A 13,070-nucleotide genomic window follows, 5' to 3' on the forward strand; every position below is an offset into this window, starting at 1 on the left:
GGGCCCGCCGGCGAACGGGCCGTCGGGGTGGCCCGCCGGGGTGGGCTGCCGGCTAAGAGGCCGCCGCGGGTGGGGAGCCGTCGAGAGGGTCGCGGCGGCGGAGCAGGTAGGTGTCCATGATCCAGCCATGCTGATCGCGAGCCTCGGCGCGGACCCGCTTGATCTCGCCGGCGACCTCCTCGACCGGCCCGGAGCGCAGGATCTCGTCGGCGGTGCCGAGGTAGGCGCCCCAGTAGATGTCGGCGTCCGCCACGTCGCCGAACGACTGGCCGGCGTCGAGCATCACCACCAGGTCGTCGACGCCGTCCGGCCAGCCTTCCGTCGCCAGCCGGCGGCCGGTGGTGATCTGCACGGGCCGGCCGACCCGGTTGAGGGGCACCCGGTGCTTCGCGGCCAGCGACGACACGCTGCTGATGCCGGGAATGACCTCGTAGGAGAAGGTGATCGTGCCCCGGGCGAGGATCTCGTCCAGGATCGCGATCGTCGAGTCGTAGAGCGTCGGGTCGCCCCACACCAGGAACGCGCCGGTCTCCTCGTCGAGCAGGTGCTCGGTGATCAGCGCCTCGGTCACCGCCGAGCGGCGGCTGCGCCAGTCCTCGACCGTGCCCACGTAATCGTCGGGCTTGCGGTCCCGGTCGGGGTCGCGGCCCTCGGCGATCCGGCGGCTGGGCCTGGCGTACGCCTTGAGCATCCGCCGCCGCAGCTCGATCATGCTTTCCTTGGCCTCGCCCTTGTCCAGCAGGAAGAACACGTCGGCCCGGCCGATCGCCTTCGCCGCCTGCAGGGTCAAGTGGTCCGGGTCGCCCGCGCCGATCCCGATGACATAGATCTTCCGCACGGCCTCACTATGACGGACGCCCCGCCGGTCACCCCGGCCGGGCGTCCGGGCGACCCGAAAGAGCGCCGGCCTGAACCGGCGCAGGCTCGCGAGAGGGCGCCGGCTCAGACGGCCGCGATCGCCGCGAGGCGCACCTTCGTCTCGTCCTCCGAGCCCGGCACCGCGGTCAGGATGACGATCTTGAGCTCGGCGTCGCCGTCGGTCAGCACGTCGCAGTCGACCGTGACCGGGCCGACCGCCGGGTGCTCGATCACCTTGCGGTCCTCACGGTGCGCTCCGACCGTTCCCGCCGCCCACAGGGCCGCGAACTGCTCGTTCCCCTCGGTGAGCTCACGGATGAGCCGGGTCAGCCGCTGGTCGCGCGGGAACCGGCCAGTGGCCCGCCGCAGGTCGGAGACGATCGCGGCCGCCGGTCCGCCGGTGTGCTGGTGCGTCACGGGCCAGACGGACAGCCGCGGTCCCGGGTCGGTGGCCGGGACGGGGAAGGTGTCGCGAGCGAAGTTGCGCATCGCCGGCGGCACGAGCGAGGGGTCTCCGACCAGGGCGGCCCAGTTCCGGTTCCACCAGATCAGCTGCCAGTCCGCGGCGAAGACGGCGACCGCGGCCTCGCTGAGCCGCGCCACCACCCGTTGCACCCCCGGCGGGATGTGGTCGGCGATCTGGTCGTCCGCCGGAGGCAGCAGGTTCGCGAGGCGGTAGAGATGGTCACGCTCCGCGGACGTCAGCTGCAACGCGCGCGCCAGCGCGGCGGTGACCTGCGCCGACGGCGATGTCGACCGGCCCTGCTCCAGGCGTACGAGGTACTCGACCGACACCCCGGCGAGGTCGGCGAGCTCCTCCCGCCGCAGCCCGGCGGCACGTCGCCGATGGCCGGTGGGGAAGCCGGCGGCCGCGGGGGACAGCCGCTCACGCCAGGCACGGATCGTCGCCCCCAGCGTGTCGGTTCCCGTCGTCATCGGTCGAGTCTCGCGCATATCGGCCCGCCGAGGGTGGTACTCGCTTTACCACCGTCAAGGCGTACCTGAACAGCACCGGGCCTGCGGCGCTACAAAACCTCATGACATTCCTGACGTACGACGAACTGGCCGGTCCCGCCCTCGACCCGGCTCTCTGGGAACCGCTGAGCATGGGCGTCCCGCGGCTCGAGGAGGGCGCGATCACCACCGTTTCCGACGGTGTCGTCACGGTCGACGTGCCCGAGTTCACCAACGCCGACCCGGCGAACCAGAGCCTCGACAACACCAAGCACGTCCTGCTCTCGACCCGCCGGTTCGACCTGCCGGCGGACGGCCCGGCACGTTTCCGGACGGAGATCGCCGTCGACCACATCGGCGGGGACTCCGGCGACTACCGGCTCGGCGCGGCCGCGTTCATCCTGGTCGACACCGACGGCGCCACGGCCATGGTGTTCGACGTGCTGGCCACGGCCGACCGTGTGTACGCCGAGCACGAGGTCCTTCCGTTCCCCGGCGTGCCGCACCCCTTCACCCGCATCGTCGACAACCCGATCCACCCGGTCGCCGCCACCGGCTTCCGCCTCTGCGAGGTGCGCATCGACCGCTCGTCGGGCCGAGCCACCTGGACCGTCGACGGTTTCACGGTGCTCGACCTCACCGGCCTGGCCGAGCTCCCGGAATCCGTCCACATCGGCTTCGGCTACGTCACCCTCCTGCCGATCGGCGAGGGCCGCAGCTCCGCGCAGGGCCAGGGCGCCCGGGCATCCTGGCGCAATTTCCGGTACGACGTGAGCAATTGACAGGCCCAAAGCCCGCTCCCGGTACGACGTGAGCAACTGACCGCAGCCGGCGCGGACGACGCGAGTGGCAGCCCATGGAGGGTGGTCCACGGCGTGGCCGAGGTGAAGCCTCGGCGTGCTCAGAAGAAGCGCGGGTGAGGCTTCCGCGTGCTCAGAGGAAGCGCGGGTGAGGCTTCCGCGTGCTCAGAGGAAGCGCGGGGTGAGGCTTCCGCGTGCTCAGAGGAAGCGCGGGGTGAGGCTTCCGCGTGCTCGGAGCACAGGCGCGGTGATGCGTATATGTGCTCAGAGCAAAGCGCTCTCGGGGGAGTTGGTTCCTTTGGGGCGAGGGGACTCAGGCGGCGGTGGCTGTGGCGCGGGCGTGCTCGAGGGCCAGCTGCACGGCGCCGGTCAGGGGAGCGTCGGGGCCCAGGGCGCCGTGCTCGATGCGGGCCGCGCCCGGGAAGGTGGTCAGCTCGCGGACCTCGCGCAGCAGGGCGGGGTGGGTGCCGACCGGGCCGCCCAGCAGGAACAGGGCGGGATCCACCACGGCGGCCACCGATGTGATGGCCCGGGAGAGCGCCTCGGCGAGCTGACGGATGGCCGGTGCGGACGGCTGGTCGAGCAGCGCCAGGACGGCGTCGATGTTGACCGACGGGGCGTCCTTGCGGTCGAACCCGCCCGCGCGGAGGTCACCGGACAGGGTCGGGGACACGATGCCCGGCAGGTAGCCGATCTCGCCGGCGAGTCCGTGCGCGCCCCGGATGAGCCGGCCGTTCAGGTAGAGGCCCACTCCCATTCCCGCGCCCAGGTAGACGTAGGCGAAGCTGGACTCGCCCGCCGCCCGGCCCACGCGGTGCTCGGCCAGGGCCGCGAGGTTGACATCGTTGTCGACCAGTACGGGTGCGTTCGTCAGGTCGTGGAGCATGTGTTCCGGGCTGAGCAGCCCTTCCGGGAACGGCGTCCCGGCCAGCGGAACCACCGCCTGCGTTCCAGGATTCACCGGATTGGCGACGGACACGCCGATCGCCCGCAGTGGCCCCCGTCCCACCGCGAAACCACCAGGTCCGCCGGCCGCCGACAAGGAAGAGCCCGAAGAGGAAGGCGCTGCCACGGATGCGGGCGGCGGGGTGGCCGTGGTCAACGTGGTGCCGCTGCTGGTGGTAACGCGGTGGACCAGGGTGCGGACCGAGGTGATGAGCTCGCCCACGTCGCCGGGGAGGGTGGGCGAGTTGGCATCCTCGTGGAGGACGGCGCCGGCCAGGTCGGTGGCTCTCGCGCGTACGCCGGCCTGGGAGATCTCCAGGGCCAGCACCCACCCGGCGCACGCACCCAGCGAGTAGAACGTGCCGACCCTCCCGCGCCTCCCGGTCTCCTGCAGGCCCGACGCGTCGAGGAGACCCTGGGCGACCATCCGCCGGACTGCCTCCGACACCGTCGGCCGGGAGTATCCGGTCACCGCGGCCAGCTCGGCCCGGGTCGTCCGCCGGCGCCGGATCGTCTCGTCGAGGAGCCGCCGGTCGGTGGCCGCCCGCAGCACGGCTTGCGGCAGCGCGCGCTCCGGATCCATCACCCTCCGCCTCCCCCTCGAAGCCACCCCGCCAGGAGCGGCCCAAGACCGCCCGCCAGGAGCGGCCCAAGACCGCCCGCCAGGAGCGGCCTAAGACCGCCCGCCAGGAGCGGCCTAAGACCGCCCGCCAGGAGCGGCCCAAGACCGCCCGCCAGGAGCGGCCCAAGACCACCCGCGTGGAGCGGCTCGAAAGCCGCCCGCACGGAGCGGGACGCGCGGGATCCGCCGAGGCTCGAAAGCCGGAAGGAGCGAGAGACCGGGCGAAGTCGCTCGCGCGAGGCCTTCCACAGTAGATCAACAACCTGTGACCCGCCTGGATGACCTCGCGCTGAGCGACCTCCGACACACCGGACAGAACGTCAGTTGTGGGTGACGGTGAGGCTGTAGAACTTGACCTTGGCGCCCCTCGTCGTGCTGTCCGATGAGGACTGGTTGTACGAGCCGGCCTTGAAGTACTGCTTGTACGGGTTGAAGGACGACGGGATGGTGTACGTGGTCCGGGTGCCGTTGATCGTCAGGTTGATCTTGTTGCCGGTGACGTTGATGACGTACGTCCAGCGCTGGCCCAGGGGCACGTCGCCGACCTTGTGCAGGGTCTGGCCGCCGGCGGGGGAGTTCTCGGTGCCGAGGAAGATCTCGCCGTTCGGGCGGTAGTAGAGCTCCAGCAGCGGCTTGGTGGAGGGGCCGCCGGAGCCGAGGTGCACCTGGCCGACCGCCACGTTCTTGGTCACCGACGGGATCCGCAGGTCGGCGCTCAGCGTGTGGTTGCCGGCCAGCGGCCAGTCGGCGGCGCTGCCGTTCGCGTTCATCTCGCGCAGCTCGGACCGGGCGTAGTTGGAGTTCGGCGTGGTCACGCCCTTCTCCGGCGCCCAGAACGTCATCGACCCGTCGTTGGAGTCGGTCCAGAAGTAGGCGGGGTTGCTGTAGCCGTTCGGGCATTTGAGCCGGGACGGGGGGATGGTCTCGGGGCTGCCCGGCGACCCGATGGGGAGCTGGAGCGACCAGATCGACAGGTTGAAGTTGCCGCCGGGCGGCAGCGCCGGGTCGAGGGCCGCGGCCGATGCGCTGGTGATGCCGGCGACGCCGAGCGTGCCGGCGACGGCCGCCGTCGTGGTGAGGGCGAGGAGTGACCTTCTCTTCATGGGGATGATCCTTCGAACAAGGACTGAAGCAAGAGATTGGAAGGTTAATTAACAGTTCGATGGAAGTCAATGAATGGGGGTCAGTCGGAGAGGATCGGCACCGACGGCCCGAGCTCCCGGCCCAGCGTGGCGGCCCTGGTGACGGACGAGCTGCCGTATTTGTCGCGAACCGCATCCAGTGCCGTGTCGAGCCGATCGACGTCCGGCGCGTCGAGGTCGAAAGGCAGCTCGAGCTGCTGATGGCCGTCGGAGTCCAGGTTGCTGACCGCGAGCCCGATCAACGTGAGCCCCCGCGTGGAGATGAGATCCGCGTTGTCCGCCAGCAGGGCACGGGCGGTGGAGAGGATCGCCTGGGTCTGCATCGACGCCTTCCACATGCTCCGCGATCGAGTCGCCCGTGTGAAGTCGTTGAAACGGAACCGGACGGTCACCGTACGACCGGCGCGCTTGGCGGCCCGCATCCGCCGGGTGACCCGGTCGGCGAGCGCGGCCAGCACCGCGTCGATCTCCTCGAACGAGCGGTCGCGCCGGCCCAGCGCGCACTGTGAGCCGATCGAGCCGCGGCGCACGCCGGTGCGTACCCGCCGGGGGTCGCGGTTGTGCGCCAGGGCGTGCAGGTGCCGGCCGGCGTGCGGTCCGAGGATCGCCACCAGTGCGGCCTCGCCGACCTGGGCGACGTGACCGACCGTGCGGATCTGCCGCTCGCGCAGCTTGCCCGAGGTGACCGGCCCGACGCCCCAGAGCCGCTCGATCGGCAGCGGATGCAGGAACGCGAGCTCCTGCCCGGGCGGCACGACCAGCAGTCCGTCCGGCTTGCCGACGGCGCTCGCCACCTTGGCCAGGAACTTGGTGCGCGCCACGCCGACCGTGATCGGCAGCCCGACCCGGTCGCGAACCTCGGCGCGTAATCGCCCGGCGATGGCGGCGGGCGTCCCGCGGATCCGCTGCAGCCCGCCCACCTCGAGGAACGCCTCGTCGATCGAGATGCCCTCGACGATCGGTGTGGTGTCACGGAAGACGCCGAACACCGCTTTCGACGCCGCGGTGTAGGCCGACATGCGCGGCGGCACCACGACGGCACGGGGACACAGGCGCCGGGCCTGCGTGACGCCCATCGGCGTGCGTACGCCGAAAGCCTTTGCCTCGTAGCTCGCGGCGAGCACCACACCCATGCCGACCAGCACCGGGCGCCCGCGCAGGGACGGGTCGTCGCGCTGCTCGACGGACGCGTAGAACGAGTCGAGGTCGGCGTGCAGAATGGTCGCTTGATCATCCACGGGCGTCAGTTTAGAACACGTGTTCGAGAAAGTGGAGGCACCGAGTGACTCGTCCACCCCTCGCCGAGCAGTTCGACCTGCAACCCCACCCCGAGGGTGGCTGGTTCCGCGAGACCTTCCGGTCCGCGACGACCTTCACCCCCGACGGGTACGACGGACCGCGCGCGGCCGCGACCGCGATCTACTTCGTCCTGCACCCCGGCGAGAGTTCCGCCTGGCATGTGGTGCGTTCCGACGAGTTGTGGTTCTGGCACTCGGGCGGCCCGCTGGAGCTCAGCCTCGGCGGCAGCGGCGAGTCGCCGGTCGTGGCGGCCACCACCGTGCTGGGCGTCACGAATCCACAGGTGCTGATCCCGGCGGGTGTCTGGCAGGCCGCCGTTCCCGCAGCTCAGGAGCCGGTTCTGGTCAGCTGTGTGGTGTCGCCGGGCTTCGACTTCGCCGACTTCAGAATGGAATAGCTCCAGGCTGGTGTCCGTTCAGACAACGGGCTCACCAGAGAGAGAAGGAAACACCGATGCTGCGGCTTTCCGCACGCGTCTTCGACACGACCCGGACGTCGGGCTGCCGCCTGGACGCGCACCGCGAGGACGACACGCTTCACCTGAACATCGACCTGCCCGGCGCGGACCCGGCCGACGTCGCCGTGGATGTCCACGATGATGTCGTGACGATCAGCGCCGCCCGCCGGAGGCGGGACGAGAAAACGATCGAGGAACAGGTCGCTCTGCCCGACGGACTGGACACCGACCGGCTCGACGCTCAGTACGACGAGGGCGTCCTGACCCTGCGCATCCCGATCAGGAAGGCTGCTTGAACCGCAGCCAGTTCACGTTGAGGAAGTCGTCGGGGACCGCGTTGCCGAAGGTCACGTAGACCGTGTGCAGCCCGGTCACCGGCGCCATGTCGGTGGTCTGGGTGATCCAGTTCTGCCATCCGCCGGTGCGCGACGTGGTGAGCGTCGCCACCGGCGGGCTGTCCTTGCTGTCGATCCGGATCTCGATCCGCCCGGTCTTGTCGGTGTCCGTGGCCACCCGCACGTTCACCGAGGCCGGCGGCGACGCCCCGAAGTTGACGTCGTCGAACCGCAGGAAGTCCCCGTTGTTGATCCAGCCGGCGTTGCGCCCGCCGCCCTCGTCCTCGGTGTCCTGCATCTCCAGCCCGGACACCTCGGCGGCGTCCTCGACCTGCAGCGGCTGGTAGGCGTCGACGCCACCCGTGGGAACCGGCGACGGTTCAGCGGACGGCGACGGTTCCGCGGACGGCGACGGCGACGAGGAAACAACGGGCGCCGATTTTGCTGGAGCTGGGGACGCGGAGGACCGGCCCAGCAGCCAGCCGACGACGATCAGCAGGACCACCCCGGCCGCGACGAGCAGCCGGTTGCGCAGGGTGCGCGAGCGTGATCGGTAGACGGTCGTGGACATCGGTCAGGAGGGTACCTCGGCGACGATCGACTCGGTCGGCGGCTCGGCGAAGTGGCACGCCACCCGCTGCGCCGGCGCCTTCTCGTCCAGCGGCGGCACGACCTCGGCGCAGATGTCCTCGGCCTTCCAGCACCGGGTGCGGAAGCGGCAGCCGGACGGCGGGTCCACCGGGCTGGGGACGTCGCCGACCAGACGGATCCGGTTCTTCGGCGGCACACCGCGGACCACGGCGATGTCCGGCACCGCGGACAGCAGCGCCTGCGTGTAGGGGTGCTGCGGCTTCTGGTAGAGCGCGTCCCGCGGGCCCTCCTCGACGACCCGGCCGAGGTACATCACCGCGACGCGGTCGCAGAAGTGGCGTACCACGCCGAGGTCGTGGGCGATGAAGACGAACGCGATGCCGAGTTCCTTGCGCAGGTTCTCGAGCAGGTTCATCACCTGGGCCTGGATGGACACGTCCAGCGCCGAGACCGGCTCGTCGGCTACGATGATCTTCGGCTGGGTGGCCAGCGCCCGGGCGATGCCGATGCGCTGCCGCTGACCGCCGGAGAACTCGTGCGGGTAGCGGTTGTAGTGCTCCGGGTTCAGGCCGACCATCTCGAGCAGTTCCTGGACGCGCGGCAGTTCGCGGTTCTTGTCGACCATGCCGTGGGTGCGCAGGGCGGTGCCGACGATCGTGCCGACCGTGTGCCGCGGGTTCAGCGACGAGTACGGGTCCTGGAAGATCAGCTGGATCTCCCGCCGGTACGGCCGCAGCCGCCGCTCGGACATGTGCGCGATGTCGTGACCCTGGTACTTGATCGACCCGCGGGTCGGCTCCAGCAGCCGGGTGATCAGCCTCGCCGTGGTCGACTTGCCGCAGCCGGACTCGCCGACCAGGCCGATCGTCTCGCCGGCGTTGACGGTCAGGTCCACGCCGTCCACGGCCTGCACCCACTTGGTGCCGCGGGCCAGCACCCCGTCGCCCGACGTCTTGAAGTACATCGCCAGGTTTTCCAGCTGCAGCAGGGGAGCGCCCTCGACGCGGGGGATGGCTCCGCGTTCGCCGCGCGCGTTCGCTGTGGTCGTCATGGTTTGGTCCTTACGGCAGCCGGGGCAGGATCTCGGTCTGGAAGATCTGATCCGGGTCCTTGAGATGGCATCGCGACGCGCGACCGGTGTCGGCGGTCCGCGGGATCAGGTCGGGCTTGAGGGTGGTGCACCTGTCGCCGGGAACCCGGCTGCGGAACTCGCAACGCGGGTGGAAGGCGCAGCCCGTCGGCACGGCGAGCAGGCTGGGCGGGGCGCCGGGGATCGGGTGCAGCGGCTGCGGCTCGCCGGCCAGCGCCGGAATGCTTTCGAGCAGGCCCCAGGTGTACGGGTGCAGCGGCGTCCCGAGGATCTTCTCGACCGGGCCGTGCTCGATGGCGCTGCCCGCGTACATGACCAGGATGTCGTCGGCGATCTCCGCCACCACGCCGAGGTCATGGGTGATGAAGACGACCGCGGAGCCGAAGTCGCGCTGCAGGTCGGCGATCAGGTCGAGGATCTGCGCCTGCACGGTCACGTCGAGGGCCGTGGTGGGCTCGTCGGCGATCAGCAGCTTGGGGTCGTTGACCAGCGCCATCGCGATCATCGCGCGCTGCCGCATGCCGCCGGAGAACTCGTGCGGGTAGTTGCCCACCCGCCGCTTCGGGTTCGGGATGCCGACCCGGTCGAGCATCTCGATGGCCCGGGTCCTGGCCTTGCTCTTCGAGACGCCGTGGTGCGCCCGGTACGCCTCCATGATCTGGTCGCCGATCGTGAAGTACGGGTGCAGCGACGACTGCGGGTCCTGGAAGATCATCGCCGCGCCGCTGCCGCGGAACTTCTCCAGGTCCTTCTCGCCCATGCCGACGATCTGCTGGCCGCCGACCTTGATCGAGCCGGAGATCCGCGCGGTCTTCGCGTCGTGCAGGCCCATGACGGCCATGCTGGAGACGCTCTTGCCGGAGCCGGACTCGCCGACGATCGCCAGTGTGCGGCCCAGCGGCAGCGAGTAGCTCAGCCCCTGCACCGCCTTGACCATGCCGTCCGCGGTGGGGAACTGCACCTGGAGATCGGTGACCTCGAGGTAGGCCTCCTCGCTCCCGCCGCGGGTGCGCGCGGTCCGGGTCACCGTCTGCGGTACCCGGCTGGTCTGGTCGCTCATGCTGCTGCCGCCTTACTGCTGCGTACGTACGGGTGGATCATCCGAGCCGGACCCGGGGGTCCAGGAAGGTGTACGCGATGTCCACGATGAGGTTCATCACGACCAGGACGACCGAGCCGACGAGTACGCCGCCCATCAGCACCGGCAGGTCGTACTGGCCGAAGGCGCGGAGCACCAGGTTGCCCAGGCCGGGCAGGTCGAAGATCCGCTCGGTGAAGATCGCGCCGGTGAGCTGGCCGGCCAGGTCGATGCCGAAGATGGTGGCGACCGGGGTGAGCGCGGCGCGCAGCCCGTGCCGGTAGACGACCCGGTTCTTGGAGATGCCCTTCGATCGCGCGGTCCGGACGAAGTCCTGGCCCAGCGCCTCGATCATGGAGGCCCGGGAGTAGCGGGTGTACGCGGCGGCGTTCGCGATGCCCAGGCAGACCCAGGCGGCGACCAGTCCGCTCGCCCAGGAGAAGGGGTTCTCGAAGAACGATGTCCAGCCGGACTCCGGCAGGAAGGTCGCGTACAGCACCACGAGCAGGGCGAAGACGAAGTACGGGAACGAGTTGAGCACCAGGGTGGTGCCGACCACGGCCTTGTCCAGTGGTGTTCCTCTGACCTGGGCCGCCATCGTGCCGGTGAAGATGCCGATGGCCAGGTAGACGACCGCGGCGCCGAGCACGAGCGAGAGCGTCACCGGGAGCGCCTGTGCCAGCAGCTTCGTGACCGGTTCGCCGAGCGTGTAGGAGTAGCCGAGGCAGGGGGCCGGGCACTCGCGGACGACGCCGCCGGTCTCGAACTCGCGGTCGACGACCAGGCCCTTGAGGTAGACGCCGATCTGGACCAGCGCGGGGTCGTCGAGGTGCAGGCCGGCCCGGATGTTGGCGAGCCGCTCGGGGGTGCAGCGTGGCCCGCAGATCACGCCCGCCGGATCGGTGGGGGCGAGGAAGAACAGCGCGAAGCTGGCCACCAGCGTCACGATCACCACGGAGACGGCGCTCACGAGGCGTCGAAGGATATAGAGCAGCACAGCTCGCTCCTGCGTTTTCCGGTTCTTGAGAGGGAGGTCGGCGAGGGGAGGGGCCTATGGTCGCGGTGGCCCGGGCCACCCTGGAGGGGATGGACCGGACCACCGCGGGTCCAGCTAACTGCGGAGCGTCAGCTCTTCAGGTACATGCTGGTGAAGACCGGCAGACCGGTGGTGGGGTCACCGATGGTCTTGCCGACGTTGGTGCCCTGGACGTTCGCCATCTTGTCGTAGTAACGCGGGATGGCCACGTACATCTCCATGATCTTCTTGTCCAGCGGGGCCCACTTGCTGATGGCCTCCTCCGTCGGAAGGTTGGCGATGTCGGTGATCTCCTTGTCCAGCGCGTCGTCGCTCAGCATGCCCCAGCTCTGACCGTCGGAGATGCTGTGCTTCTGGAAGAGCACCGGGAACCAGGAGGTGCCGGACGGCCAGTCGGAGCACCAGCCGGACGGGCTCTGGCCCATGTTGACCGGAGCCTTGTAGTCACCGAGCTTGGCGCGCAGGTCGGCGGTGGCGACACCGATCGGCTTGACCTTGAAGCCGGCCTTGGTCAGCGCGTCCGAGCGGATCTGGGTCTGCTGCTGCGGGATCGGCTTGGTGTTGTCGTAGTACCAGCTGAGCTCGAAGCCGACCTTGTTCTCGGCCTCCAGGATCTTCTTGGCGGCGGCCGGGTCGCCCTTGCCGGTGCCGCTCAGGTCCGGAACCGGCGGGTACTTCTCGTAGCCCGGGATGGACGGCGGCATGACCGTGCTGGCCCGCTCGGCGACGAAGTCGTTGAGGCCGGCGGCGGTCCAGCTCTGGTCGTACGGCCAGGCCTTGGCGATCGCCTTACGGATCGGCAGCGGGATCTTGCGGGTGTCCATCTGGACCACGATGGTGCACGCGCTCTGACCCTGGACCAGCTGCGACTGCTTGCCGGCCTGGATGTCCGGGATCAGCGAGGCGTCGAGCACGTCGTAGTTGATCGCGCTGGCTTCCGAGCCGCTGCTCTTCAGCACCGCGGTCTGGCTCTTCACCGCGTCGACACCCCAGTTGAAGGTGTAGGTGTCGGGGTAGTTGTGGCGGGCCGGGTCGGTCTCGGCCTTCCAGTTCGGGTTGCGCTTGAGCACCAGCTTGGTGCCGGCCTGGTACTTGTCGAACATGTACGGGCCGGTGGCCAGCGGGTGGTTCTTGTAGTCCTGCTTGGTGTCCTTGGCCTTCGGGATCGGCGTGAACGCCGGGAAGGTCAGGTAGAACGGCAGGTCGGAGAACGGCTTGGCCAGGTGGATGATCAGGGTGTCGGTGCCCTGGGTCTCCACACCGGCGTAGGTGTCGCCGCTGGTGTACGGGCCCTTGTACTTCTCGCCGTCCTTGAAGTACTGGATCTGGTACGTGGGGCCGTTGGCGTACACGTCGTGCGCGAAGGAGCGCTTGACCGCGTAGGCCAGGTCCTCGACCTTGACGTCCGTGCCGTCCTCGTACTTGATGCCCGGCTGGAGCTTGAAGGTCCAGGTCAGCTTGTCGGCCGAGGGCGTACCGACGTCGGTCAGGTCGGGCACCAGAGTCGGCTTGCCGTCCCGGATGTCGAACTGGGTCGGGGTACGGAACAGCAGCTTGCCGATGGCGTTCGAGTCGACGTAGTAGATGTCCGTCGGGTCGAACGTGTTCGGCGTGGTCTGCGCCTGAACCTCGAGGTTGCCGCCCTGCTTCGCGCCGTCGATCGGCTTGGCCGGACCCTTGGCGTTCGGGTCGATCGCGTTCGACTGGGTCGAGATCTTGCCGGTGTCGGAGCTGCCGTTGTCACCCTCGTTGTTGGACGACGGGCTCGAGCAGCCCGTCACAGCGAGAGCGACGGCCGCGGTAGCCGCCACCGCCACATGGAATCGCCTTGCCATTTCTCCTCTTCTCATTACTGGGCGTGAC

At 69.7% G+C, this 13,070-nt stretch carries 13 protein-coding genes; 3 read left to right on the forward strand and 10 right to left on the reverse strand.

All coding sequences use genetic code 11. The annotated features are described in order from the left end of the window. Positions 1-52 precede the first annotated feature (52 nt). On the reverse strand, positions 53-838 hold the full coding sequence (cobF, locus tag QSK31_RS07265; RefSeq protein WP_285682161.1) for a precorrin-6A synthase (deacetylating): 786 nt from the start codon (positions 836-838) through the stop codon (positions 53-55). Positions 839-942: 104 nt separating this feature from the next. Then, positions 943-1,794 (reverse strand): helix-turn-helix domain-containing protein, encoded by an 852-nt coding sequence (locus QSK31_RS07270; RefSeq protein ID WP_285682163.1) that lies wholly within the window; start codon positions 1,792-1,794, stop codon positions 943-945. A 101-nt stretch (positions 1,795-1,895) separates the two neighbouring features. Between QSK31_RS07270 and QSK31_RS07275 the strand changes: the two genes are divergently transcribed. Further along, the gene (locus QSK31_RS07275; protein WP_285682165.1) at positions 1,896-2,594 is read left to right on the forward strand and encodes a DUF6081 family protein; all 699 of its coding nucleotides are present in this window, start codon (positions 1,896-1,898) and stop codon (positions 2,592-2,594) included. Positions 2,595-2,925: 331 nt separating this feature from the next. On the opposite strand, the gene QSK31_RS07280 is transcribed toward QSK31_RS07275, so the two are convergent. From QSK31_RS07280 to dinB, 3 genes are all read right to left on the reverse strand, one after another. Next, complete coding sequence (locus QSK31_RS07280; protein ID WP_285682682.1) at positions 2,926-4,140, reverse strand: ROK family transcriptional regulator; 1,215 nt, start codon at positions 4,138-4,140, stop codon at positions 2,926-2,928. 359 nt (positions 4,141-4,499) lie between these two features. Continuing rightward, entirely contained in the window at positions 4,500-5,282 is a 783-nt protein-coding gene (locus QSK31_RS07285; RefSeq protein WP_285682167.1) for a polysaccharide lyase family 7 protein, read from the reverse strand. Positions 5,283-5,362: 80 nt separating this feature from the next. Further along, a complete protein-coding gene (gene dinB / locus QSK31_RS07290; protein WP_285682169.1) occupies positions 5,363-6,559 on the reverse strand; it encodes a DNA polymerase IV in 1,197 nt (398 codons plus the stop codon). A 44-nt stretch (positions 6,560-6,603) separates the two neighbouring features. Between dinB and QSK31_RS07295 the strand changes: the two genes are divergently transcribed. Continuing rightward, positions 6,604-7,017: a cupin domain-containing protein gene (locus QSK31_RS07295; RefSeq protein ID WP_285682171.1), complete on the forward strand. Its 414-nt coding sequence runs from the start codon at positions 6,604-6,606 to the stop codon at positions 7,015-7,017. A gap of 56 nt (positions 7,018-7,073) precedes the next feature. Continuing rightward, complete coding sequence (locus tag QSK31_RS07300) at positions 7,074-7,373, forward strand: Hsp20 family protein (RefSeq protein ID WP_285682173.1); 300 nt, start codon at positions 7,074-7,076, stop codon at positions 7,371-7,373. Here the strand turns inward: QSK31_RS07300 and QSK31_RS07305 are convergent. The 5 genes from QSK31_RS07305 to QSK31_RS07325 all read right to left on the reverse strand — a co-directional run bounded on the left by QSK31_RS07305 (position 7,357) and on the right by QSK31_RS07325 (position 13,042). Continuing rightward, a complete protein-coding gene (locus QSK31_RS07305) occupies positions 7,357-7,983 on the reverse strand; it encodes a carbohydrate-binding protein (RefSeq protein WP_285682174.1) in 627 nt (208 codons plus the stop codon). The two genes, QSK31_RS07300 and QSK31_RS07305, sit on opposite strands and share 17 nt — an antisense overlap. Before the next feature lie 3 nt (positions 7,984-7,986). Continuing rightward, positions 7,987-9,054, reverse strand: a complete 1,068-nt coding sequence (locus QSK31_RS07310) for an ABC transporter ATP-binding protein (RefSeq protein ID WP_502872913.1) — start codon at positions 9,052-9,054, stop codon at positions 7,987-7,989. 10 nt (positions 9,055-9,064) lie between these two features. Continuing rightward, positions 9,065-10,153: an ABC transporter ATP-binding protein gene (locus tag QSK31_RS07315; protein ID WP_502872914.1), complete on the reverse strand. Its 1,089-nt coding sequence runs from the start codon at positions 10,151-10,153 to the stop codon at positions 9,065-9,067. Between the two features lie 37 nt (positions 10,154-10,190). Next, complete coding sequence (locus QSK31_RS07320) at positions 10,191-11,168, reverse strand: ABC transporter permease (protein ID WP_285682175.1); 978 nt, start codon at positions 11,166-11,168, stop codon at positions 10,191-10,193. 128 nt (positions 11,169-11,296) lie between these two features. After that, a complete protein-coding gene (locus tag QSK31_RS07325; RefSeq protein WP_285682176.1) occupies positions 11,297-13,042 on the reverse strand; it encodes an ABC transporter substrate-binding protein in 1,746 nt (581 codons plus the stop codon). Positions 13,043-13,070 lie beyond the last annotated feature (28 nt).

The organism is Actinoplanes sp. NBRC 103695, assembly GCF_030269485.1.
Taxonomy (GTDB): Bacteria; Actinomycetota; Actinomycetes; order Mycobacteriales; family Micromonosporaceae; genus Actinoplanes.